Source organism: Stenotrophomonas sp. 24(2023), from assembly GCF_030913365.1.
GTDB lineage: Bacteria > Pseudomonadota > Gammaproteobacteria > Xanthomonadales > Xanthomonadaceae > Stenotrophomonas.
On the sequence record NZ_CP133160.1, the window covers coordinates 3,568,243 to 3,590,735 of the forward strand.

21 protein-coding genes, 4 tRNA genes and 1 pseudogene are annotated in these 22,493 nt (G+C 64.5%); 13 read left to right on the forward strand and 13 right to left on the reverse strand.

Annotated elements, in window-relative coordinates; all coding sequences use genetic code 11:
• Positions 1-70: 70 nt before the first annotated feature.
• From Q9R17_RS16280 to Q9R17_RS16315, 8 genes are all read left to right on the forward strand, one after another.
• Positions 71-1,009, forward strand: coding sequence for a hypothetical protein (locus tag Q9R17_RS16280; RefSeq protein WP_308155630.1), 939 nt, complete (start codon positions 71-73; stop codon positions 1,007-1,009).
• A gap of 2 nt (positions 1,010-1,011) precedes the next feature.
• Positions 1,012-1,485, forward strand: a complete 474-nt coding sequence (locus Q9R17_RS16285) for a hypothetical protein (protein ID WP_308155631.1) — start codon at positions 1,012-1,014, stop codon at positions 1,483-1,485.
• Entirely contained in the window at positions 1,482-2,744 is a 1,263-nt protein-coding gene (locus tag Q9R17_RS16290) for a phage minor tail protein L (protein ID WP_308155632.1), read from the forward strand. The genes Q9R17_RS16285 and Q9R17_RS16290 overlap by 4 nt, the downstream gene beginning before the upstream one ends.
• Before the next feature lie 67 nt (positions 2,745-2,811).
• Positions 2,812-3,552 (forward strand): C40 family peptidase, encoded by a 741-nt coding sequence (locus Q9R17_RS16295; protein WP_308155633.1) that lies wholly within the window; start codon positions 2,812-2,814, stop codon positions 3,550-3,552.
• Entirely contained in the window at positions 3,545-4,156 is a 612-nt protein-coding gene (locus Q9R17_RS16300; protein ID WP_308155634.1) for a tail assembly protein, read from the forward strand. Before Q9R17_RS16295 ends, Q9R17_RS16300 begins: the two co-directional genes overlap by 8 nt.
• 2 nt (positions 4,157-4,158) lie before the next feature.
• Positions 4,159-7,611, forward strand: a complete 3,453-nt coding sequence (locus Q9R17_RS16305; RefSeq protein WP_308155635.1) for a host specificity protein J — start codon at positions 4,159-4,161, stop codon at positions 7,609-7,611.
• A gap of 255 nt (positions 7,612-7,866) precedes the next feature.
• A complete protein-coding gene (locus tag Q9R17_RS16310; RefSeq protein WP_308155636.1) occupies positions 7,867-8,589 on the forward strand; it encodes a hypothetical protein in 723 nt (240 codons plus the stop codon).
• Positions 8,590-8,959: 370 nt separating this feature from the next.
• Positions 8,960-9,145, forward strand: a complete 186-nt coding sequence (locus Q9R17_RS16315; RefSeq protein ID WP_343238806.1) for a hypothetical protein — start codon at positions 8,960-8,962, stop codon at positions 9,143-9,145.
• Between the two features lie 64 nt (positions 9,146-9,209).
• Here the strand turns inward: Q9R17_RS16315 and Q9R17_RS16320 are convergent, their stop codons facing one another.
• Positions 9,210-9,911, reverse strand: coding sequence for a pirin family protein (locus Q9R17_RS16320; protein ID WP_308155637.1), 702 nt, complete (start codon positions 9,909-9,911; stop codon positions 9,210-9,212).
• 138 nt (positions 9,912-10,049) lie between these two features.
• Here Q9R17_RS16320 and Q9R17_RS16325 point away from each other — a divergent pair, with 138 nt between their 5' ends.
• Positions 10,050-10,970 (forward strand): LysR substrate-binding domain-containing protein, encoded by a 921-nt coding sequence (locus Q9R17_RS16325; RefSeq protein WP_308155638.1) that lies wholly within the window; start codon positions 10,050-10,052, stop codon positions 10,968-10,970.
• A gap of 166 nt (positions 10,971-11,136) precedes the next feature.
• Here the strand turns inward: Q9R17_RS16325 and Q9R17_RS16330 are convergent.
• The 10 genes and pseudogenes from Q9R17_RS16330 to Q9R17_RS16375 form a co-directional block, all read right to left on the reverse strand.
• A tRNA-Arg gene (locus Q9R17_RS16330) sits at positions 11,137-11,213 on the reverse strand.
• Positions 11,214-11,273: 60 nt separating this feature from the next.
• Positions 11,274-11,350 (reverse strand) — tRNA-Arg (locus tag Q9R17_RS16335).
• 32 nt (positions 11,351-11,382) lie between these two features.
• A tRNA-Arg gene (locus Q9R17_RS16340) sits at positions 11,383-11,459 on the reverse strand.
• Positions 11,450-12,383, reverse strand: a pseudogene (locus Q9R17_RS16345) (alpha/beta hydrolase). Before Q9R17_RS16345 ends, Q9R17_RS16340 begins: the two are co-directional and overlap by 10 nt.
• A 5-nt stretch (positions 12,384-12,388) precedes the next feature.
• Positions 12,389-13,198: a bifunctional hydroxymethylpyrimidine kinase/phosphomethylpyrimidine kinase gene (gene thiD / locus Q9R17_RS16350; RefSeq protein ID WP_308155639.1), complete on the reverse strand. Its 810-nt coding sequence runs from the start codon at positions 13,196-13,198 to the stop codon at positions 12,389-12,391.
• 166 nt (positions 13,199-13,364) lie between these two features.
• Entirely contained in the window at positions 13,365-14,036 is a 672-nt protein-coding gene (locus Q9R17_RS16355) for a YoaK family protein (protein WP_308155640.1), read from the reverse strand.
• A gap of 11 nt (positions 14,037-14,047) precedes the next feature.
• Positions 14,048-14,545, reverse strand: coding sequence for a hypothetical protein (locus Q9R17_RS16360; protein WP_308155641.1), 498 nt, complete (start codon positions 14,543-14,545; stop codon positions 14,048-14,050).
• Positions 14,542-15,942 (reverse strand): PhoH family protein, encoded by a 1,401-nt coding sequence (locus tag Q9R17_RS16365; RefSeq protein ID WP_308155642.1) that lies wholly within the window; start codon positions 15,940-15,942, stop codon positions 14,542-14,544. Before Q9R17_RS16365 ends, Q9R17_RS16360 begins: the two co-directional genes overlap by 4 nt.
• Positions 15,943-16,023: 81 nt before the next feature.
• A complete protein-coding gene (locus tag Q9R17_RS16370) occupies positions 16,024-16,503 on the reverse strand; it encodes a peroxiredoxin (RefSeq protein WP_308155643.1) in 480 nt (159 codons plus the stop codon).
• 92 nt (positions 16,504-16,595) lie between these two features.
• A complete protein-coding gene (locus tag Q9R17_RS16375) occupies positions 16,596-17,156 on the reverse strand; it encodes a glycine cleavage system protein R (RefSeq protein ID WP_308155644.1) in 561 nt (186 codons plus the stop codon).
• Positions 17,157-17,324: 168 nt separating this feature from the next.
• Here Q9R17_RS16375 and dapA point away from each other — a divergent pair, with 168 nt between their 5' ends.
• Positions 17,325-18,218 (forward strand): 4-hydroxy-tetrahydrodipicolinate synthase, encoded by an 894-nt coding sequence (dapA, locus tag Q9R17_RS16380; RefSeq protein WP_308155645.1) that lies wholly within the window; start codon positions 17,325-17,327, stop codon positions 18,216-18,218.
• Positions 18,219-18,253: 35 nt separating this feature from the next.
• Entirely contained in the window at positions 18,254-18,775 is a 522-nt protein-coding gene (locus Q9R17_RS16385) for a hypothetical protein (RefSeq protein ID WP_308155646.1), read from the forward strand.
• A 125-nt stretch (positions 18,776-18,900) separates the two neighbouring features.
• On the opposite strand, the gene fdxA is transcribed toward Q9R17_RS16385, so the two are convergent.
• A complete protein-coding gene (fdxA, locus tag Q9R17_RS16390) occupies positions 18,901-19,224 on the reverse strand; it encodes a ferredoxin FdxA (RefSeq protein ID WP_308155647.1) in 324 nt (107 codons plus the stop codon).
• A gap of 162 nt (positions 19,225-19,386) precedes the next feature.
• Between fdxA and Q9R17_RS16395 the strand changes: the two genes are divergently transcribed.
• A complete protein-coding gene (locus tag Q9R17_RS16395; protein ID WP_308155648.1) occupies positions 19,387-20,811 on the forward strand; it encodes a sugar porter family MFS transporter in 1,425 nt (474 codons plus the stop codon).
• 172 nt (positions 20,812-20,983) lie between these two features.
• Here the strand turns inward: Q9R17_RS16395 and Q9R17_RS16400 are convergent.
• Positions 20,984-21,058 (reverse strand) — tRNA-Glu (locus Q9R17_RS16400).
• A gap of 53 nt (positions 21,059-21,111) precedes the next feature.
• Here Q9R17_RS16400 and pcnB point away from each other — a divergent pair.
• The gene (gene pcnB, locus Q9R17_RS16405; RefSeq protein ID WP_308155649.1) at positions 21,112-22,491 is read left to right on the forward strand and encodes a polynucleotide adenylyltransferase PcnB; all 1,380 of its coding nucleotides are present in this window, start codon (positions 21,112-21,114) and stop codon (positions 22,489-22,491) included.
• Positions 22,492-22,493 lie beyond the last annotated feature (2 nt).

The window sequence follows — 22,493 nt, forward strand, 5'->3', positions numbered from 1 at the left end:
TCGCACCAGTAAGGTCTGGACCGACCTCAATGCGACATTCAATAAAAATTTCAGGGTTTAAGGATTTTTCATGGCACGCCAAATCATCGATATCGACACCATTCAGTCAAATGGGAAGAAGGGCGACCCCGCACGATTGATGGCGCAGAAAGTCAACGACAACTTCGCCGAGATTTATCCGCTGGTGCACGATCTCAATGCCAGTGGTGGCAGGAACATGCTGATCAACTGCGGCGTGCCGATCAATCAGCGCGGATTCGCCGGCGGTGTGCTGACGGCCGGGGTGTACGGTTACGACCGCTGGAAGGCCGGCACTGGCGGCTGCAACGTGGCGATCAGCGCCACCACGGGCGTGTTCACGCACACCAGCGGGCCGCTGCAGCAGGTCATTGAGGCCCCGGACATGGCCTGGGGCCAGCCGCTGACCATCAGCGTGGAAAACCCCAGTGCTGCGGTCACGGTCAACGTAGGTGGTGTGACCGGCACCATCACCGCCGGCAGCGGCCGGCGCGGTGTGACCATCACCCCTTCGGGTAGCGGCAACATGACCGTGCAGCTGATGGCCACCGCTGCGACCTACAGCCGACCGCAGCTGGAGCGCGGGACGAACGCAACGGTGTTCGATGCCCGGCCGCAGGCGCTGGAGCTGATGCTGTGCCAGGCCTACTTCGAGACGAGCTTCAATCTTGGCGTTGCTCCGAGCGGCGGCGCTGCCGCCGGCGACACGATCGCCGGGGCGTTCTCTACCGGCCAGGCCCGCACCGCGCGGATCCTGTTCCGGGTGAAGAAGCGGGCCGTTCCGGCCTTGACGCTCTACACGTCGGCGGCGGTCACGGCTGGCACCGCCTTCTGGGCGTTGTTCAACGGCACCGCCTGGGCGCGTGGGAACGCTACGGCTATCGGCTTCAACGCCAGCGGCTTCGGCGTCCAGATCGACATGGGTTCTGGCCTGACGGTTGGTTCTTCCTACCTTGCTGCCGGCCACTGGGTGGCCGATTCGGAGATTTGATCATGTATCAGCTGACTACCAACCCCGATGTGATCCGGTGCCAGGACACCGGTGCCGAGATCCCGCGCAGCCACCGGCTGTGGGACGACTACCAGGTATGGCTGGATGGGGGCGGCGTGCCACTGCCGGTGCCGCCGCTTTATCTGCCGCACACCCCGCAGCACTACCAGGCGATCCGGGCTGCGGCCTGGGAATGGATGACGGCCTGGGTGCGGGAGCGGCGCTACGACACGATCGAGAGCTGCTGCAGCTACTTCAACAGCGAGGTGCAGCGCTACCGCGCCGAGGCCCGGGCCATGATTGCCTGGCGCGATGCGGTGAATGTGGCCCTGGAGGCGCTGGTAGCCGATCCACCGCCCGGGATTGAGGCCTGGGAGCCGGTTCGGGCGCTGCTGCCGCAGCCGAGTGCATTCAACTGGCCAAGTCCGCTAGGGATCCCACTGGGCGATGACGGCAGCACGGCGGTACTGGAATGATCACCGCTGATGCACAGCAGCTGGAGCCGGGCGGCCGGGTGACCTTGTTTGAGCTGGATGCAACGCCCATTGGGGCCGATCAGCTTCGGTTCCACCAGCACCTGCAAAGCGGGGTAATCTGGTGGCAGGGCCAGCAGTACGGTGCATGGCCCGTCGAGGCGTCCGGGTTTGCTAGGACCAGCGATCAGCAGCCCGCCCCGCGGCTGAGGGTGAGCAACATCGATGGCCGTATCGGCGTTATGTGCCAGCTATACGGGGATCTTGTGGGAGCGCGCCTGACCCGCCGGCAGACGCTGGTCAAGTACCTCGATGCAGCCAGTTTTCCAGGTGAGAACCGCATACGCTGGAGCAATAATCCCGGTGGCATAAACGGAGGCTTCCGCTGGAATTATGAAGGTAGCGGCACGGGCATCAGCCTGGCACCGCAGGTGATCGAAGGTGTGACGTTCTACCCCGTGAGCTATGCCAGTGCGGGTGCCAGCTGGCACCGTGTCACGACAGCCGGGGCCGTGGGCTTCGCAGCCGGCGATACCGTCATCGTTACCGCATACCTGCGGCTGGGTACGTCAAGCAGGGCACGGGTCAGCCTCAATCACGCTACCGTCGGTGGTGTGGTTTATTCAATCGTGACCGGAACCGGATCCAGCGTGTTTTCGGTGAACACCTCGACCGCAGGCGTGACGACCATCCTTTCGCAAGATGATGTCGGTGGTGGCGTGCGTAAGGTGGTGTTCAAGGTCGTGCTTAACAAGGACGGTATCAGCACGACTGCCAGCATCGGACCTGATTCGGTCGTGGTGGGCGCCGATGTGGTGGCTTACGGTATCCAGATCGAAAATGCAGTGGCACCTCAGGGCTTCTTCATTGCTACGGGAGCGCAACCCGTTGTAGGTGGCTTCAATCCGACTGCCGATCCCGACGAGTTCTTTCCGGATGAGTTGTGGTTCATCGAGCGCAAGGTGGTTGAAACCAAGGAAGTAGTGGAATTCGAACTGGCCACTGCTATCGATCTAAATGGTGAGGTGTTACCCGGCCGGCAGATTATGTCCAACCTATGCACCTGGGTATTACGAGGTGGCTACCGGGGACCATACTGTGGCTATTCCGGCGCTGCCTGTTTTGATATTAACGACAATCCGACAAGTGACCCAAGTCAGGACGTGTGTGCCGGCCTTGTTCGCAGTTGCCAGCGGCGGTTCGGCCAAGACAGTGAGCTTCCCTATGGCGGCTTTCCCGCAGCCGGCTTGATCCGCACTTGATCCAGTCGCTCCCCTGCTGCTGCATAACCACAGCCCGCCCAGTGCGGGCTTTTTAGTGAGAAACCCGATGGAAAAGAGCACCCTGTATGCCATCCAGGCACATGCCCTGGCTGAGTACCCGCGTGAGTGCTGCGGCCTGATCGTGGCCGCCGCTTCCGGCGAGGCCTACATTCCCTGCAGCAACACCGCGACCAAGCCCTCCGATCACTTCCAGCTGCCGGCGCAAGACTATGCAGCAGCGGAAGACCAGGGCGAGGTGCTGGCGGTGGTGCACAGCCACCCGGATGCTTCGGCCGCGGCATCGGATGCCGACCGGGTTATGTGCGAAGCCAGCGGCCTGCCGTGGCATATCGTCAGCGTGGGGCAGGTGGCCGGTGAGGCCCCGGCCTGCGCTGATGTGCAGACGATTGAGCCCTGTGGTTATGTAGCGCCGCTGGAGGGGCGGCAATTCGCTCATGGAGTGCTGGACTGCTACAGCCTGGTGCGTGACTTCTACGCGCGTGAACTGGGCGTCCAGCTGGCTCAGTACCAACGTGATGATGGCTGGTGGGATACCGGCCAGGATCTCTATAGTTTGGAGCGTCTGCGTGCCGAGGGCTTCGAGTTGATCAGTGGGCAGCCGCAGCGTGGGGACATGATCCTGATGCAGGTGAGATCACCGGTGCCGAACCATGCCGGGGTCTATCTGGGCGATGACCTGATGCTGCACCACCTGTACGGACGCCTGTCAGAGAAGACCGTCTACGGTGGGATGTGGGCCGAACGGACCCGCTACATCGTGCGCCATAGTGAGGTGCGCCATGACTGAGCGCATGCGCACGATTCGCCTGTATGGAGAGTTGGGCCGCCGCTTTGGGCGTGAGCACCGCTTGGCCGTGGCCAACACCGCTGAGGCTGTGCGCGCGTTGGGTGTGCTGCATGAAGGGTTTCAACAGTACTTGCTGGAGGCTGAAGGCAAAGGTGTACAGTTTGTTGTCTTCATTGGTCGGCAGAACATCAGCGAGCAGCAGTTGCTAGATCCGCCGGGCTCCGAGGTGATCAAGATCGCACCGGTGCTGATTGGGGCAAAAGGTGGCGCACTGCAGACCATCGTTGGCGCGGCGCTCTGGGCTGTTGCGACGTACATGACCATTGGCGCTGCAGGCTTTGCTCTCGCTGCCTGGTCTGCCGCTGCCAACATGGGTGTGGCTCTGGCGTTGGGCGGTGTTTCCCAGATGCTGGCGCCTGTACCCAAGGGGGTGGGTAGCAAAGACAAGCCTGAGAACCAGCCCAGTTACAGCATGAATGGAACTGTCAACACGCAGGCGCAGGGCGGCCCGGTGCCGCTCGCCTACGGTGGGCACGACACCAAGGGAATGATGGTGGGGTCGGCCATCATCAGCGGTGGTATCTACGCGGAGGACCAGCTTTGAACATGACCCCGCCGAGCGCAACTGTGATGCGCAAGCTTCCCATCGTTGGTGCGAAGAAGGGACAGAGCAAAGGCCGCGAACCAGTCGAGGCCCCCGATTCGCTACGCTCGATGTCCTATGCCCGTGTGTTGGACCTGATTAGTGAGGGTGAAATCCGCGGGCTGGTTGCTGGTAACCAGTCCATCTACCTGGACCAGGTGCCGATCCAGAACGCCGATGGCGGCCTGAACTTTCAGAACGTGCGCGTGGACACCCGCGCCGGCACTCAGGAGCAGACATCCATCCCGGGCTTCCCTTCTGTAGAGAATGAGGTTCCGGTCAATGTGGAGCTGCGAAGCAATACCCCAGTGACCCGGTCCATTTCCGGCGTATCGCTGTCAGCAGTACGTGTGCGCCTGGCTGTGCCCGCATTGCAGAAGATAAATTCCAGCAATGGCGAGATTGATGGGTATAGCATCAGTTATGCCATCGATCTGTCCACCAATAACGGTCCCTTCACCACTATATTGACTGCAGCGTTCTCGGGTAAGACCACTACCCCTTATGAGCGTAGCCATCGCATCGATCTGCCAGAGGGGAGCCAGTGGCAGGTGCGAATCCGGCGCCTGACGCCCAACGCCAACAGCAGCACTATCGCTGATACAGTCACGGTGGTTTCACTGACGGAAGTGATTGATGCGAAGTTGCGGTATCCGAATTGCGCCATCGCCGCAGTGCAGGTAGATGCTAGCCAGTTCCAAAGCAAGCCGACCACGGCCTACCGCATCTGGGGCCGTATCATCCAAGTGCCGACCAACTATGACCCGATGACGCGTACCTATACCGGTTCCTGGGATGGAACGTTCAAGGCTGCTTGGACGAATAACCCGGCCTGGGTTTTCTACGACATCGTGACCAATGACCGTTTCGGCCTTGGCCATCGCATCCCGCAAGCTTATGTGGACAAATGGAACCTGTATGCAATTGCCCGGTACTGTGACCAGTTGGTGAGTGACGGCATGGGGGGCATGGAGCCGCGCTTCACATGCAGCTTGTATCTGCAGACAGAGGTTGATGCCTTCCGGGTGTTACAGGACATGGCGAGCATGTTCCGGGGCATCAGCTTCTATGCCGCCGGCCAGGTGCTTGCCTCGGCAGACATGCCGCGCGATCCGGCGTTCACCTATACCCAGGCTAACGTGGTGGCGGGGCGCTTCACCTACGAGGGCACCTCACGTCGTTCGCGTCATACGGTTGCTCAGGTGTCTTGGACCGACCCGGATGACTTCGGCAGGCAGAAGGTGGAGGCTGTACAGCTGCGCAGTGGGATTGCGCGCTATGGCATCAACAGTACTAGCGTGATTGCCTTCGGTTGCCACAGTCGAGGTCAAGCGCAGCGCATCGGCAACCACATTCTGGTAAGCGAGGGGCTGGAAACCGAGACGGTGGCGTTTTCGGTGGGGCTGGACGCGCTGCGCGTGTCCGTAGGGGATGTCATACGTGTAGCGGATCCAGACAAGACCGGGCGCCGCATGGGCGGGCGGGCACGTAGCGCGGGCGCAAGCACGCTGGTCGTGGACCGTGTACCCGACGGGGCCGCCGCCGGCCATACGTTGCACGCGACCCTGCCCAACGGTCGCACCGAGACCCGGACCATTCAGGCCATCACCGGCAACGAGGTGCGATTGACCGTGCCCTGGTCAGCCTTACCGGTGGCGGAATCCACCTGGGCCATGGAATCGCCGGAGTTGGTGTTGCAGCTGTTCAGGGTCATGTCAATCACCGAGAGTGATGATGGGGCCACTTACAACGTGGTAGGCCTGAAGCATGTGCCTGGGAAATTCGCGGCCATCGATGACGGCACGCGGATCGAGCTGCCGCCTGTCAGCATCATTCCGCCCAGTGTGCAGTTGCCTCCCGCCAGTGTGAAGCTGTCTGCGCATTCAATTATCGATCAGGGCATTGCCACGCATATATTGACGATCGCTTGGGAACAGGCCGACAAGGCTATCGCCTACGACGTGGAATGGCGCCGTGGTGATCTTGACTGGGTTCGGGCAGGCAGGGTATCTACGCAGAGCATCGAGGTGCGGGGTGTCTATTCCGGACAGTATCTGGCGCGCGTGCGGGGGATCAACGCTGTCGGTGCGATATCGCAGCCTGCCCTGAGCCCGCTGACTACCATCGCTGGCAAGACCACGTTGCCGCCAGCGTTGGCTTCGCTCACGACCACGCCGCTGCCGTTCGCGATTGCGCTGGGCTGGGCCTTCCCACCTGGGGCTACCGATACTGAGCGTACTGAAATCTGGCGCAGCACTGGCCCGAACCGGGTCGATGCAGTGAAGTTGGGCGATTACGCCTATCCACAGAATCGCCTGCAATTGGACGGGTTGGCTGCCGGTGTACGGTTCTACTTCTGGGGCCGTCTGGTGGACCGCAGCGGCAACATCGGTCCGTGGTACCCGGCCAGTACTGGAGTCATGGGTGAGGCTAGTTCCAAGCAGTCCGACTATGATGCCTACTTCGTCGGCAAGATCAGCGAGAGCGCGCTGGGCAAGAGTTTGCAGTCCAAAATCGGCAGCATCAGCGGGCTGGTGCCACTGGTGTGGACCGTGGGAGGGGCCTACGAACCCGGACAGACCGTGGTCCACAACGGCCGCATCTGGCAATGGAAAGGGCCAGGTAGCGGCAACGAGACGCCACCCGGTACAAAGTGGCTGGATGTTGGCCAGGCTGTCACAGACGCAGGTTCGTTAATCCGGCGGGTGGACCAGTTGGATCTGCGCGCAACAGAGGTGGATGGCAAGGTGGCCGCGGTAGGCCAGCAGGTAAGCGGCTTGGTGGCGCAGCACAGCGCTGAACATGCCGGAGATGACGACTGGAATGCTGGCGATGAGACATCTTTTGCCGGCACGATTACGACCCTGTCGATCGTTGCTAGCGGTGACTATGCGCTGTCCAAGCGGGTGGAGACCACCGAGGTCACTGTTGGCGAAACGGGCGCTATGGTTGAGCAAAACACGCAGGCCGTAGCCGATCTTAAAGGCAGGATCTCTGCTTCATGGAACCTGAAGCTGCAGATCAACGCCAATGGTCAGTACTACGCTGCCGGTATGGGTATCGGTATCGAGAACCAGCCTGATGGCAGTTTTCAGAGTCAGATCCTGTTCCAGGCAGATCGCTTTGCGCTGGTCAATGTGATCAACGGCAATGTGACCAGCCCCTTCGTGATTCACGGAGGACAGACGTTCATAAGCCAGGCGCTGATCGGAGATGCTTGGATTACCAATGCAATGATCGGAAGCGAAGTCAAGTCGAATGCGATTGATTCTCAGGGTAGGCCGCTCTGGCGTCTGGATAAGGGAGGCGTTGCCGAGTTCAACGCTGCGGACGGATCGGGTTCGTCGCGCTTCACCGGCAGGGAGTGGATTCTGCGCGACTCGAATGGCGTGGCTCGTGTCGAAATCGGGCTCTGAGCATGCCTAGGTTCATTCTAAGAAACGCTGACGGCTCATTGCAGCTTGACCTAAGCCGTAAGGTTGCAAAGGTGCTTGGGTCTGTAACCACCGGGACGTTCAATGAATCAATACAGGTGCCAGGCTTTCTAGACGGATCTCCATGGTTTTACATCGCCACCGACTCAACAGCCATGCTGGTTCCAGCGCCGGCAGTGAGTGTTGCGGGGGCCACGCTGTCATGGGCCGGTACTTCGACGCCTTTCAGGATTACCTATGGCATTTATTAGGATCAAAAACGATAGTAGTACTGTGCTGATTGATGATGAGTACGTTAATTTGTGCGTGGCCGAGCAAGGGGTTTTCGTCTTGTCCGGTACGACGAGCGTGGGTGCGCGGTTTGGAACTATCAGCTATACCTCCAATTCGCCCTATCCACCAATGCTGGCGCTACAGTTTCCGTACTTCCATACGGTTGTAGCGTATACAAGGTTGGACAATACGCACACATGGCATGTATCGGCTGCAAGTGCAGCGGGGGGGAGGCAGGGCACATATTTCATATTCGATGTGCCTGCCGCACGATTGCCGGGAACTGGATTGGTGGTGATGCGGAACGCGCAAGGCGAGGCAACTTTCGATAGCGACGGTCGTTACATGCGCGTAGACGGATTCTTTCAGAACCAGATGACGGATCAGCCTGGAAGCGCTGATCTTGTCCCTGGTCGCACCTACGCCGTTGCCCATGCCAGCGCGGCCTTCTTCAACGAACGCAGGCTGGCCCCATCACCGCCCAATCCTGGCAACCCCAGCGCGCCGGGACCTTGGTTCTATATCGATGATGCCGAGCAGTTCGGGTATGCGATATCCGGAGCTCAGCTCTCCTGGGGCCGCTTCCCATACCATAGTGGACAATTCCAGTTGCCACGTCCTGGTATGGGATCTTCCGTCAGAAGTTCCAGAGCGGCGGCAATGGTGATCGACGTGACCGGTTACTGAGTTTGAAGCGTCTATCGGTGCCAAAATCGCTCTGGAGCCATACGCTGTCACGAATTTCCATGTGACCTGGGTTTTCATGGATTTTCGCAGAGAAGAATGGATTCCCATACGCGCGAATGTCCAAGTCTGCGCTGGCTGCTGGGTCGGGAAATGTGGGGGGGAATTTTCTATAGTAATTGGGTGGTAAAGCTCAGGTGGAGGGGTAGGGGCTCTGGTCAATCCCGTCGCGAGCTATGGTCTCGTCGAAGTGCTCAAGTGCGCCACTGGTGTGCTGGCTGGTGTCGATGATATGAGATCAACGATCAACCTGATTCTCGAGCAGCCGGGCGGCACTTCAAGGGCAGTAGTTCGCTGCGCGTCGGGCGCTGGGATGAGCGCTACGCCGTACTGGCTGTTCGATGCGATGACCCGGTACGAATTCAACGACCGGCTGTCGGCCACGCTGAACGTCAACAACCTGCTGGACAAGAAGTACTACACCATCTTCAGCTGGTACAGCACCTACACCTGGGGTGAGCCACGCAACGTGCGGCTGACGGTGAACTACCGCTTCTGACAGGCGGCGGCACGGACAGGAGCGGCCTTGCCGTTCCTGTCCGCGGCGGCGGGCAATGCGCCGCTTACAGCGGCAGGTCGAACACCAGCACTTCGGCGCCATTGCCGTTTTCCAGGGTCAGCTGCGCCTCGTCGCTGACCTGCAGTGCATCGCCGGCCTCCAGCGTGATGCCGTTGACCTGCAGCTGGCCACGGGCCACCTGCACATACGCGCCACGGCCGGCGCCCAGTGCGTGGTGCAGCACCTGCGGGCCATCGAGAATGGTGGCATAGATGCGGGCATCCTGATGGATGCGCAGCGAACCGTCGGTGCCATCGGGCGAGGCGACCAGACGCAGCTGGCCGCGCTTGGCCTCCGGTGCGAAGTGGCGCTCCTCGTAGGACGGGGCGATGTTCTCGGTTTCCGGGAAGATCCAGATCTGCAGGAAATGCACCGGCTCGCTGGGCGAGTGGTTGAATTCACTATGGGTGACGCCGCTGCCGGCACTCATGCGCTGCACATCGCCGTAGCGCAGTACCGAGCCGGTGCCCATTGAATCCTTGTGCTCCAGCGCGCCATCCAGCACGTAGGAAATGATTTCCATGTTGCTGTGCCCGTGGGTGCCGAAGCCCTGGCCGCCGATGACCTTGTCTTCGTTGATCACCCGCAGCGGCCCGAAGCTGACATGGCGCGGGTCGTAGTAGCCGGCAAAGGAGAAGGTATGGCGGGAGGACAGCCAGCCATGCTCGGCCAGGCCACGGGTAGCGCTCTTGCGGATCTGCAGCATGAGGATTCTCCTTGTTCGATGGTTTCGATGGGGTGGCCTGAAGGTTATTGGCCCTGTTTCCCCGTTGCGGAGAAGTATCCGCTTGCGCCCGTGGTTTGAAAAACGGATAGTTTTGACAGCCATCATCGAAAATTTCGAATGCTCAAGCTCAGCCTCGATGCCCTGCAGATCCTGGATGCCATTGACCGCCGTGGCTCGTTTGCGGCCGCTGGCAAGGCCCTGCACAAGGTGCCCTCGACCATTTCCTACACCGTGGCCAGGCTGGAGGAGGATCTGGGGGTGCAGCTGTTTGATCGGGTCGGTCCGCGCGCGGAACTGACCGCCGCCGGGCGTGCGCTGCTGGAGGAGGGGCGCCACCTGCTGCGCGCCGCCCGCGATCTGGAAATGCGGGTGCGGCGCGTAGCCTCCGGCTGGGAAGCCGAGTTGACCCTGGCGGTGGACTCGATGTTTCCGATCGGGCTGCTGGGCGGGGAGATCGCCGCGTTCCGCGCTGCCGCCGCTCCCACCCGGCTGCGGCTGATCGGCGAGGCGCTGTCAGGGACCTGGGAAGCCTTGCTGGACCGGCGCGCGGACCTGCTGGTCGGGGCCGCAGGCGAGGGGCCCAGCGGGGGCGGCTACGTGGTCGAACCGATGGGCAGCATCGGTTTCGTGTTCGCGGTATCGCCACAGCATCCGCTGGCGTCGGTACCGGGCGTGCTGGGGCGCGAGCAGTTGGCCGAGCATTGTGCGATCGCGGTGGCCGATTCAGCGCGCCGACTGCTGCCGCGCACGGTCGGCCTGCTGATGGGGCAGGAAACGCTGACCGTGCCGGACATGGCCAGCAAGCTGCACCTGCAGCGTGCCGGGCTGGGTTTCGGTTTCCTGCCCGAACCCTGTGCGCGTGCGGCGGTGGCACGTGGCCAACTGGTGATCCGCGAGGTGGAGGAGCACAAGCCGGAGGAAACGTTCTGGCTGGCCTGGCGCACCGGCGAGGAGGGCGCCGCCCTGCGCTGGTGGCGTGAACGCCTGCGCCGGCCGGGCCTGCTGGCCCAGTGGTGGCAGGCGATGGCCGAGGCGTAGATCCACGCCGCGGCGGATGGGGGCGACGGTGTTGTAGATCCACGCCATGCGTGGATGCCTGTGCCATCCCGCGCGATCGAGCATCAGCCAGGCATGGCCTGGCTCTACAGGAAGCAAGCATCACGCAAAAAAAAACAGCAGGCCAAGGCCTGCTGTTCGGTGTAATTGGCGCGCCCGGAGAGATTCGAACTCCCGACCGCCTGGTTCGTAGCCAGGTACTCTATCCAGCTGAGCTACGGGCGCGCATTACAAACTTGGTTTTTCTACTGCCACAGGATTCCGCAAAGAACCCTGCATCAAAAATGGCGCGCCCGGAGAGATTCGAACTCCCGACCGCCTGGTTCGTAGCCAGGTACTCTATCCAGCTGAGCTACGGGCGCGCGGTTTACTGCGTACTGCAATGGTCTGTCGATGGTGCGCCCGGAGAGATTCGAACTCCCGACCGCCTGGTTCGTAGCCAGGTACTCTATCCAGCTGAGCTACGGGCGCCCTGCGACAGGAGCGGAATTATGCGGATGAACGCCGGGTTCGTCAACGTTTTTGTGAAGATATTTATTCAACTGAATGAAGAAGTACGTCGGCCACGGCGTCCGGCGCTTTCATCCACGCGAAGTGATCGGCAGGCGTGCCCAGCCGTGCGGCCGACAGCACGGTGATCTGTGCATCGACCTGCTGCAGCTTGTCCACCAGGGCCTGCATCGAGCCGGGCGGTGCCAGCCAGTCATCGGCCATCAGTACGGCCTGGGCCGTGCCCTGCACGCGGGCCAGTTGTGCTTCCAGGTCTTCGCTCATGCCTGCAGCGGCGTATCGGTTGTTCAGCCCCACGCGGGCCCAGTCGGCGATCAGGCCGCGTGCTTCGGTGCCGCCAAAGCCCAGCCGGCGCCCATGCAGCACGCCCTGGCGGCGGGCCAGCCAGGGCAGGAAACGGTAGAACAGCGGCAGCAGCCAGCCACGCGGTGGAGGGAAGCTGCGCCAGTAGGGCGTGCCGCTGGCCACCAGCCACAGGCGGTGGAAGGCCGCGGGATGGCGGCCGGCATGCACGCAGGCCAGCTGCCCGCCCAGGCTGTGGCCACCGATGATCCAGGGCAGTGCGGTCCCATCGGTGTCCGCGTTGGCCAGCACGGCCTGGCTGGCCGGCAGGTCCTGTTCAAGGATCTGCCGGTAACCCCAGTCCTGCGCACGCGACGGGCGCAGTGAACTGCTGCCGTTGCCGCGCCATTCGTGCAGGTACACGGCAATGCCCTGGGCCGCCAGCACCTGGGCCAGCGGCAGGTAGTGGCGCGCGGCCACGCCCAGCGCCGGCAGCCACAACAGGCGTGCCTGCGGTGCATCGGGCACGGCGGCGATCAGGTCGAAGCGGTGGCCATCGCCGCTGGTGACGGGAAGCATGCGGGGCCCCGCGCTCTGCGGCATGTCGTTCATGCGTGCGGCGCGGCGCCGAAGTGGTCCAGCACCAGGACCTCGCTGCGCCCGGGCGTGTAGCCCTGCTGCAGGCCGCGCGCCACGTAATCGATGGCCGCCTCACAGGCGTTGGCCACGCTGAGCCCGTTGCATAGCTGCGCGGCGATGGCCGAGGCCAGCGTGCAGCCGGTGCCGTGTGCATCCACCGGCAGGCGCGCATGGATGAATTCCTCGCTGCTGACGCCGTCGAAGAAGCGATCCACCACGCGGCTGCCTTCCTGCAGGTGGCCGCCCTTGAGCAGCACCGCGCCCGCCCCCCGGTCGAGCAGCGTGGCGGCCGCGCGCTCGGCATCGTCGGCGTTGGCAATGCGGTGGCCGACCAACAGTTCGGCTTCCGGCGTGTTGGGCGTAACCAGCGTGGCCAACGGCAGCAGCCGCTCGCGCAGAGCCGTCAGCGCGCTGTCTTCCAGCAGCTTGGCACCGCTGGTGGCGACCATCACCGGATCCAGCACCACCTGTGGTGGGCGGTAGCGCTCCAGCGCATCGGCCACGGCATGGATGACCTCGGCGTTGGCCAGCATGCCCAGCTTGACCGCGTGGATCTGGAAATCATCGAAGCACGCATCGATCTGCGCCCGCAGGAAGTCGATCGGCGGCACGTGCACGGCGGTCACGCCACGGGTGTTCTGCGCGGTCAGTGCGGCGATCGCCGACAGGCCATGCACGCGATGGGCGGCGAAGGCCTTCAGGTCGGCCTGGATGCCGGCGCCACCGCCGGAATCGGAACCGGCGATGGTCAGGGCGGAAACGGGAGTGGTCGGGCTCATGCCCCGATTGTGCCGTGGTCCCTGCGGCAGGGGTAGGGCGGGGCGTGCCCGTCGGTGGAAAGCCGCCAGGCGTGGCCTGGCGCCACCGTGCCGTAGATCCACGCCATGCGTGGATGGGCCGTGGCCGCGCGCACCCGTCCGGAACGCGTCCCAACGTGGCCTGGCGCTACCGGTGCCGCCAGCGTATCCATTGCTGGAACAGCACATAGCCTACGCCGGCCAGGCCGGTCAGCAGCGCCGGTGCCAGCAGCGCGTCGTAATGCCAGTGGGCGAAGAGCCACGCACCGATGATGCCCCCGGCAAGGAAGCCGGTGATGATCAGGCCGCTCAGGGTCAGCCGTCGCACCTGCAGGGGCAGGCCGCGCAGCAGGTGGCCCAGGCCGATGCCCAGGTCGGTGAACATGCCGCTGAGATGGGTGGTGCGTACGACGGCCCCGCTGAACGTGGTCGCCAGTGCGTTCTGCAGGCCGCAGGCCATCGCCGCCGACAACGCACCCCAGATCTGCTGCTGCTTGAACAAGGGAATCGCTGCCAGCAGCAACACCGATTCCAGGGCCAGTGCCAGGCCATAGCGGCGGCCCAGTTGCAGCGTGCTGTCCTGGATCAACAGCCCGCTGACCATGGCGCCCAGCGAAAACGCGATCAGCAGCGCCCACAGATGGCGCGCGGCACGCCAGTCACCCTGCGCCAGCGCCATGCCCAGCTGGCTGGTGGTGCCGGTCATATGGCTGACGGCCTGGTGTTCGAAGCCCAGGAAGCCGACGACATTCACCATGCCGGCCACGCACGAGAGCGCGACCGCGCCGATCCAGACCCAGGTGGGCAGGCGGATTCCCATCGGCCGGGCCTTCAGGGCCCGCCGAAGCCGCCATTGAACTGCAGCTCGCTGAAGGTATTGCTGGCCGGATCGAACAGGGCGCCCCAGAACTGCGCGCCGCCATCGCAGACGCGGATCGCTTCACGCGCCGGGTTGATGCTGTTGTCGTCGGGCAGGTGGAAGGCGTTGATGTAGACCAGCTTGCGCCCGCCCGCTTCGATGCCGACGTACTGGCGGTCGAAATCAAGCACCTTCGGCACCTGCGCTTCCAGCGAGGACAGCCGTGTCTCCAGCTGGTCCACCTGCTGCCGGCTGGGCGCCCAGTAGCCGGTCACCCGGCCCGGGTCACGCCCCGGGCTGGGGCGTGAGCAGGTGTCCAGTACCTGTGCGGCGACGACCGGACGGGTGACCACCCATGACTGGCCGGTCTTGAGGGTGGTGGGAATGCTGGGCGGGCCCTTGACCGGGGTGCAGGCGCCCAGCAGGGCGCCTGCGGCCAGCGGCAGCAGCCAGTGGGCGGGGCGGTTCACAGCACCTCCGAGGCATAGTCGGCCAGGCGCGAGCGCTCGCCGCGGCGCAGCGTGATGTGGGCGCTGTGCGGCCAGTTCTTGAAGCGGTCCACCGCGTAGGTCAGGCCCGAGGTGGTCTCGGTCAGGTACGGCGTGTCGATCTGCTCCACGTTGCCCAGGCAGACGATCTTGGTGCCGGGGCCGGCACGGGTGATCAGCGTCTTCATCTGCTTGGGCGTGAGGTTCTGCGCCTCGTCCAGGATCAGGTAGCGGCTCAGGAAGGTGCGGCCGCGCATGAAGTTCATCGAGCGGATCTTGATGCGGCTGGCCAGCAGGTCGTTGGTGGCCTGGCGGCCCCAGGCGCCGCCCTCCTGGTTGTGGGTCAGCACTTCCAGGTTGTCGGTCAGCGCCCCCATCCACGGCGTCATCTTTTCTTCTTCGGTACCGGGCAGGAAGCCGATGTCCTCGCCGACGCTGACCGTGGCGCGGGTCATGATGATCTCGCGGTAGCGCTGCTGGTCCATGGTCTGCGCAAGTCCAGCCGCCAGCGCCAGCAGGGTCTTGCCGGTGCCGGCGGTGCCGAGCAGGGTGACGAAGTCGATGTCCGGGTCCATCAGGGCGTTGAGCGCGAAGTTCTGCTCGCGGTTGCGCGCGCTGATGCCCCACACGGCATGGCTGCCATGGCGGTAGTCATCCACCAGCGACAGCACCACCTTGCCATCGCCGACCACGCGGCTCACGCGCAGTTCGACCTCGTCTTCGCCGGGCAGGTAGACGTACTGGTTCGGGTACCACTCCTCGCCATCCTGCGCTTCGATTTCGTAATGCGTGCGGCCCTTGTCGCTCCAGCTGCGCAGATCGTTGCCGTGGCGCTTCCAGAAATCCTCCGGCAGCTCGGTGGCGCCGGTGTAGAGCAGGCTGAAATCGTCCAGCGCGCGGTCATTCTCGTAGTCTTCCGACACGATGCCGGCGATGGCCGCCTTGATCCGCAGGTTGATGTCCTTGGACACGAACACCACCGGGATTTCCGGGGTTTCTTCCTTCAGCGCCAGGATGGCACCGAGGATGGCATTGTCCGGGATCACCGCGCCGAAGCTCTTGCCGGCGTCGAAATGGCTGGTCTGGAAGCGCAGCTTGCCGGCGCTGTGCTTGCCGCGCAGCTGCAGGCCCTGCGGGCGCTGCAGTGGAATGCCGTCGGCCAGATTGTCCAGGCCCGAGGCCTGCACCAGCTCGTTGAGGAAGCGGCTGACCTGGCGGGCGTTGCGGCTCGCTTCGGAGGTGCCCTTCTTGCCGTTGTCCAGCTCCTCGATCACCTGCATGGGCAGGTAGACGTCGTGCTCCTCGAATTTGAACAGCGCGGTGGGATCGTGCATCAGCACGTTGGTATCCAGCACGTAGATGCGCTTGCCTCGGGTCATCGTCAGTTCCTGGTTACGGGCAGGGAAAAGCCACCACGGCCTGCAGGGCAGGGTGGTGGCGGACAAAGTAGGCGAGGGGGCTCACTTGGATTGGGCGGCCTTCAGTTCGGCCAGCACGGCATCGGCATGTCCGGCGACCTTGACCTTGCGCCAGGCCTGCACGATGCGGCTGTCGGGGGAAATCAGGAAGGTGCTGCGTTCGATGCCACGTACCTGCTTGCCGTACATGTTCTTCATCTTGATCACGTCGAAGGCGGTGCACAGCGCTTCGTCGGCATCGCTGACCAGCGGGAACGCGAAGCCCTGCTTGGCACAGAAGTTGTCGTGCGACTTCACCGAATCGCGGGAGACGCCGAGCACGGCCGCGCCGGCTTTCCTGAAGTCCGGCAGCAGGGCATTGAAGTCGATGCCTTCGGTGGTGCAGCCGGGGGTGCTGTCCTTGGGGTAGAAGTACAGCACCAGCCACTGGCCGGCATGGTCGCCGAGGGTGGCGTGGGCGCCGCCGGACAGGGCCAGCGGCAGGGAGAGGGTGGTGCTGTCCAGGGTATCGCCGTTGTTCATGGAGTCCTTCTGTCGAGCCTGGGTTCTTTCTACGACAATTGCATGAAACGCCACGCGCCCGTGAGGAACGCGCGAAAAAGCATCAGAGCCACTCAGAACTTCATCGGGTCCATGATCGCGTCCAGGTTCAGGTGGTCGCAGAATTCGAGGAAGTCGTCGCGCAGCGCCGCGATGTGCATGTTGGCCGGCACGCCGATGGTCACCTGCGCGCTGAACATTTCCGCACCGGTCTGCATGGCGCGGTAGCGGGTGCTCTGCAGGTTCTCGATGGTGATGCCCTGGCGGTCGAAGAAGTCGGCCAGCTGGAACAGGATGCCGGGCTTGTCCGCGGCGATCACTTCCACGATGTAGGGCAACAGGTTGGACTGGGTCTGCTTGGCGGCAGTGCGGTACCACACCAGCTTCAGGCCTTCCTCGCGCTCGAGCCGGGTCAGCATGGCTTCCAGCTTGGCGACCGAATCCCACGAGCCGGTGGCCAGGGCGGTGACCGAGACATCGCGGCCAACCGTGGCCAGCCGTGCGTCCACCAGGTTGCAGCCGCTGTCGGCGATGCGGCGGGTGACGGACAGCAGGGGGGACTCCGGATGCGTCGTGTAGGCGTTGATCAGGAGGTGGTTTTCGCTCGGCGCAGGGCGCGGGGTGGTGTCGGTCAAGGCGATTCCGGGTAATGCGATGCGTTAGTCTGAATGCCCGCTCAGGCGGGGATCCACCGGTGTCCAGCATACTTGCCCGCGCTTTCGTGCCGCAAGTAACATTCAGGGCACCTGCGGCCCCGCGCGGCGGGCGTTTGACCCCCCTTTCCAGCCAAGAGCAGCACGTCCTTGTCCCTTTCCGGCCTCATCACCGCGCTGGCGACCCCGTTCCGGGCCGACGGCGCACTCGATCCCGACGGTTGGCAGCGCCTGCTGCACCTGCAACTGGAGGGGGGTGTCCATGGCGTGGTCGTTGCCGGTTCCACCGGCGAAGCGGCCACCCTGTCCGACGCCGAATATGACCTGCTGCTGGCCAGTGCCGTGGAGCGCATCGGCGGCCGCCTGCCGGTACTTGCCGGCACCGGCCTGTCGGGTACCGCCAAGACCATCGAGCAGACCCGCCGCGCCGCGGCGCTGGGCGCCAGCCACGCCCTGGTGGTGACCCCGCCTTACGTGCGCCCGACCCAGGCCGGGCTGATCGCCCATTACCGTGCGGTCGCCGACCAGGGCGGGTTGCCGGTGGTGCTGTACAACGTGCCCGGGCGCACCGGCTGCGACATGCTGCCGGAGACCGTGGCCGAGCTGGCGGGCCATCCCAACATCGTCGGCATCAAGGAAGCCGTGGGCGATACCGGGCGCGTCAAGGCGCTGCTGGCGCTGCGCGGCCCGGCCTTCGCCGTGCTCAGTGGCGATGACGGCACCGCTGCCCGCTCCATCCATGCCGGCATGGATGGCCTGGTGTCGGTGGGTTCCAATGCGCTGCCCGGCGCCTACCGCCGCATGGTCGACCTGGCGGCCGCACACGATTTCGAGGCCACCGAGGCCTGGGATGCACGCCTGGAGCCGTTCCACGACTTCTGCGGCGTTGAACCGAATCCGATCCCGGTCAAGGCGCTGCTGCGTCGCATCGGTATCGGCCACGACCTGCGCCTGCCGTTGCTGCCGCTGTCTGCGGCACACCACGCGGCCGCCGACCACCTGGCCGGCGATATCGCCGCGCTTGAAGCCCTTTCCAGCCACTGACCGATCGTGGCCTTGGCCTGATCCAGGAGATTCCCATGCGTCAATCCGTTTCCGCCGTCCGCGTGCTGTCCTTCGCGATCCTCGCTCTCGGCACCGCCGTCGGCACCACCGGCTGCTTCAAGAAGGGTGTGCGCGGCGATTACGCCCTGGCCCCGGAGATGCGTCCGCTGGAAGTGCCGCCGGACCTGAACGTGCCGGCGACCAATGGCGACACCCGCATCCCGGCGCTGGCGTCGTCCTCGACCAAGCCGGCGGCGGTCGCCCCGGCCGCTGCTCCGGCGGCCAGCGCCAGCGGCTTCACTGTCGCCGGCAGCAAGGAGGATGTGTTCGGCAAGGTCGGCACCGCGCTGGAAGGCGTGCAGGGCGTGACCATTGCCAGCCGTGCCCAGCTGCTGGGCTCCTACGATGTCGCCTATGAAGGCAGCAACTTCCTGGTCCGTGTGGTTGCGGTCGATGCCGGTGCCTATGTTTCGGCCGTCGACCCGCGTGGCCTGCCGGCCACCGCCGAGGCGCCGGTGAAGCTGATCGCCGCACTGAAGGCGAAGCTGGCGCAGTAAACACCGGTCCGGCGGGTGCGGGCCCCGGCCCGCGCCCTCCGGGGGCAGCCGGGCATGGCCTGGTATGGCCGGAAATGAAAAAAGGGCGCCGTTGGCGCCCTTTTTCTTCCGCCGTTGCTGGCGCCTCAGCGTTCCAGCAGCTTCAGCTTGTCCGGCTTGCCGTCCCACTCGCCGGCATCGGCGGGCGGGTCCTTGCGCACGGTCAGCACTGGCCATTCCCTGGCCAGTTCGGCGTTCAGGCCCACGAAGACCTCCTGGCCGGCCGGTACGTCGTCTTCCGGGAAGATGGCATTGACCGGGCATTCCGGCTCGCACAGCGTGCAGTCGATGCATTCATCCGGGTCGATCACCAGGAAGTTCGGGCCTTCGTGGAAGCAATCCACGGGGCACACTTCCACGCAATCGGTGTGTTTGCACTTGATGCAGTTTTCGGTGACGACAAAAGGCATGGGAAAAGGCAGATCCGTCTCTAAGCCGCACAATTCTAGAACAGGTTGGCCCCCGGTGTCGGTTCCCGCGGCCCGATGGCGCGCCAGGCAGGGCTGTGCGACGCTGCGCGACGGGCGCCGGCCGGCAGGGCCGGGGCCGTCCATTCCTTCACAGGCAGGCCCATGACCACGGCAGCGTCCGCTTCCCCCATCGCCCAGGGCGAAAACACCGCTTTCATCATCCTGATCAGCTGCGTGGCGACCCTGGGAGGCTTCCTGTTCGGCTTTGACAGCGGGGTCATCAACGGGACCGTGGACGGCCTGCGCCAGGCCTTCAATTCCAGCGAGGCCGCACTGGGCTTCGAGGTGGCCTCGATGCTGCTGGGGTGTGCGATCGGCGCCTTCGTGGCCGGCTGGCTGGGTGACCGCCTGGGACGCCGCGGCGTGCTGATCATCGCCGCCGTGCTGTTCCTGCTGTCGGCCCTGGGGGCCGGCGCCGCGCACGCGTCATGGCTGTTCGTCACCGCCCGCGTGCTGGGCGGATTCGCCGTCGGGGCGGCCAGCGTGATGTCCCCGGCCTACATCGCCGAGGTGGCCTCGGCCCGCTACCGTGGCCGGCTGGCCACGGTGCAGCAGATGGCCATCATCTGCGGCCTGTTCGCGGCCTTCCTGAGCAATTTCCTGCTGGCGCGCGCGGCCGGCGCGTCCACCGAGCCCTTGTGGCTGGGGCAGGAGGCCTGGCGCTGGATGTTCTGGATGCAGGCCTTCCCGTCGCTGCTGTTCCTGATCCTGCTGCTGTTGATTCCCGAAAGCCCGCGCTTCCTGGTGGCCAAGGGGCGCACGGCGCAGGCAGCTGCCGTGCTGGCGCGGCTGTATGGCGCTGTCGAAGCCCGGGTGAAGCTGGGCGAGATCGAGGCCAGCCTGGACCAGGGCGCGCAGGCGCCGCGCCTGTCCGATCTGGTCAGCAAGGCCAGCGGCAGGCTGCGGCCGATCGTCTGGGTCGGGCTGGGACTGGCGGTGTTCCAGCAGCTGGTCGGCATCAACGTGGTGTTCTACTACGGTGCGGTGCTGTGGCAGGCGGTGGGCTTTTCCGAAAGCGATGCGCTGCTGATCAACGTACTGTCCGGTGGCCTGAGCATTGGCGCCTGCCTGCTTACCGTGGCGCTGATTGACCGTATCGGCCGCAAGCCGCTGCTGTGGATCGGCTCGCTGGGCATGTCGGTGGCACTGGTGCTGATGGTGGTGGCCTTCTCCAGTGGCACCCTGGCCGATGGGCGGCTGCACCTGTCCGATGGCATGGGGCGGCTGGCGCTGGTGGCGGCCAATACCTACGTGGTGTTCTTCAACCTGTCCTGGGGGCCGGTGATGTGGGTGATGCTGGGCGAGATGTTCCCGAACCAGATCCGAGGGTCGGCGCTGGCCGTGGCCGGCGCCGCGCAGTGGACCTCGAACTTCGCCATCACGGTCACCTTCCCGATGCTGCTGGCCGGTATCGGCCTGGCCGGGGCCTATGGGCTGTATGCGGCCGCCGCGATCCTGTCGCTGTTCTTCGTCACCCGCTACGTGCGCGAGACCAAGGGCAAGGAACTGGAGCAGATGGAGGGCTGAGACGGATCGTGGATGCCGGTGCCTGGCGCAGGGAGGGGCCCGCCCCCTCCTGCGCAGGAGCATGGAGGCGCCAATGCGCCCGCCGAGCCGGAGCGGCCAATCCCCGGAACCCATCCCCGGAAAACAGAAAAGCCCGCACAAGGCGGGCTTTTTCGGTTGCTGCGACGGCGACTGGCGCTCCCTAGGGGACTCGAACCCCTGTTTTAGCCTTGAGAGGGCCACGTCCTAACCACTAGACGAAGGGAGCGTGATGTATGTCGCTGCCGAGGCAGGCGCGCTAGTATATGCGCCTCGATGCCAGTGGGCAATCCCGAAACTCCAACCGGAAGCGCCAACATCATTTCTTCTGCTCCATCTCCGTTCAGTCTGCGCGTGATCCCGCGCGACCAGCACACCATCTCCCGCAAGGACATCAGCCCCAACGCCCTGCGCGTGCTGTACCGCCTGCGTGACGCTGGCTTTGGCGCCTACCTGGTGGGCGGTGCCGTGCGCGACCTGCTGGTCAACGGCCAGCCCAAGGATTTCGACGTGGCCACCGACGCCACGCCCGAGCAGGTCAAGCAGCTGTTCCGCAACTGCCGCCTGATCGGCCGCCGCTTCCGCCTTGCCCACGTGGTGTTCGGCCGCGAAATCATCGAAGTGGCCACCTTCCGTGCCAACAGCGATGACGGCAGTGGCGACCGCGAAATGGAAAACGGCATGCTGGTGCGCGACAACGTCTACGGCACGATCGAAGACGACGCCATCCGCCGTGACTTCACCTGCAATGCGCTGTACTACGCCATCGAGGATTTCTCGGTGCGTGACTACACCGGTGGCTTCGAGGATGTGCAGGCACGCGTGATGCGCCTGATCGGCGATCCCGAACAGCGCTATCGCGAAGACCCGGTGCGCATGCTGCGTGCCGTGCGCCTGGCCGCCAAGCTCGGCTTCCAGATCGAAACGGCCACGGCCGCGCCGATCCCGCAGCTGGCCGGCCTGCTCAACGAAGCCGCACCGGCCCGCCTGTTCGAGGAAGTGCTCAAGCTGTTCCTGTCCGGGCACGGCGTGGCCAGCTTCGAGGGCCTGGAACGCTATGGCCTGCTGGATGTGCTGTTCCCGGAAAGCGCCAAGGCGCTGAAGGCCAACCGCACCGGCGCATTGCGTCGCATGCTGATCGAAGGCCTGGCCAATACCGATGCGCGCGTGGCCAACGATGAGCCGGTGTCGCCGGCGTTCCTGTTCGCGCTGCTGCTGTGGCCGGCGTTCTGCCGTGCCCAGGCCACCCTGCTCAAGCAGGGCGTGGCGCCGGAAGAAGCCCAGCGCCGCGCTGCCGACCGCGTCACCCTGCACCAGCTGACCACCATCGCGCTGCCGCGCCGCTTCTCGCTGCCGATGCAGGAAATCTGGCTGCTGCAGTCGCGCTTCGGTTCGCGCCAGCGCAAGCGCGTGTTCCGTACGTTGACCCACCCGCGCTTCCGCGCCGCGTTCGATTTCCTGATCCTGCGCCAGGTGGCGTCGTCCGAACACGATGCCGATGTCGAGTTCTGGCGTGAGGCACAGCAGCAGTCCGGCCGCGAACTCGAATCGGCGCTGGATACCCTGCAGGCCGACGCGCATGAGGAAGAGGGCGGGGCGCCGCGCAAGCGTCGCCGTCGCCGCCGCCGCACCGGTGCTGCCGGCAGTGCGGCTGCCGAGTAGGT

What these genes read in the sequence shown, in the direction of transcription:
- Q9R17_RS16280 (WP_308155630.1), top strand. Translation starts at nt 71, where the DNA reads ATGGCACGCCAAATCATCGATATCGACACCATTCAGTCAAATGGGAAG.
- Q9R17_RS16285 (WP_308155631.1), top strand. Translation starts at nt 1,012, where the DNA reads ATGTATCAGCTGACTACCAACCCCGATGTGATCCGGTGCCAGGACACC.
- Q9R17_RS16290 (WP_308155632.1), top strand. Translation starts at nt 1,482, where the DNA reads ATGATCACCGCTGATGCACAGCAGCTGGAGCCGGGCGGCCGGGTGACC.
- Q9R17_RS16295 (WP_308155633.1), top strand. Translation starts at nt 2,812, where the DNA reads ATGGAAAAGAGCACCCTGTATGCCATCCAGGCACATGCCCTGGCTGAG.
- Q9R17_RS16300 (WP_308155634.1), top strand. Translation starts at nt 3,545, where the DNA reads ATGACTGAGCGCATGCGCACGATTCGCCTGTATGGAGAGTTGGGCCGC.
- Q9R17_RS16305 (WP_308155635.1), top strand. Translation starts at nt 4,159, where the DNA reads ATGACCCCGCCGAGCGCAACTGTGATGCGCAAGCTTCCCATCGTTGGT.
- Q9R17_RS16310 (WP_308155636.1), top strand. Translation starts at nt 7,867, where the DNA reads ATGGCATTTATTAGGATCAAAAACGATAGTAGTACTGTGCTGATTGAT.
- Q9R17_RS16315 (WP_343238806.1), top strand. Translation starts at nt 8,960, where the DNA reads ATGAGCGCTACGCCGTACTGGCTGTTCGATGCGATGACCCGGTACGAA.
- Q9R17_RS16320 (WP_308155637.1), bottom strand. Translation starts at nt 9,911, where the DNA reads ATGCTGCAGATCCGCAAGAGCGCTACCCGTGGCCTGGCCGAGCATGGC.
- Q9R17_RS16325 (WP_308155638.1), top strand. Translation starts at nt 10,050, where the DNA reads ATGCTCAAGCTCAGCCTCGATGCCCTGCAGATCCTGGATGCCATTGAC.
- thiD (WP_308155639.1), bottom strand. Translation starts at nt 13,198, where the DNA reads ATGAGCCCGACCACTCCCGTTTCCGCCCTGACCATCGCCGGTTCCGAT.
- Q9R17_RS16355 (WP_308155640.1), bottom strand. Translation starts at nt 14,036, where the DNA reads ATGGGAATCCGCCTGCCCACCTGGGTCTGGATCGGCGCGGTCGCGCTC.
- Q9R17_RS16365 (WP_308155642.1), bottom strand. Translation starts at nt 15,942, where the DNA reads ATGACCCGAGGCAAGCGCATCTACGTGCTGGATACCAACGTGCTGATG.
- Q9R17_RS16370 (WP_308155643.1), bottom strand. Translation starts at nt 16,503, where the DNA reads ATGAACAACGGCGATACCCTGGACAGCACCACCCTCTCCCTGCCGCTG.
- Q9R17_RS16385 (WP_308155646.1), top strand. Translation starts at nt 18,254, where the DNA reads ATGCGTCAATCCGTTTCCGCCGTCCGCGTGCTGTCCTTCGCGATCCTC.
- fdxA (WP_308155647.1), bottom strand. Translation starts at nt 19,224, where the DNA reads ATGCCTTTTGTCGTCACCGAAAACTGCATCAAGTGCAAACACACCGAT.
- Q9R17_RS16395 (WP_308155648.1), top strand. Translation starts at nt 19,387, where the DNA reads ATGACCACGGCAGCGTCCGCTTCCCCCATCGCCCAGGGCGAAAACACC.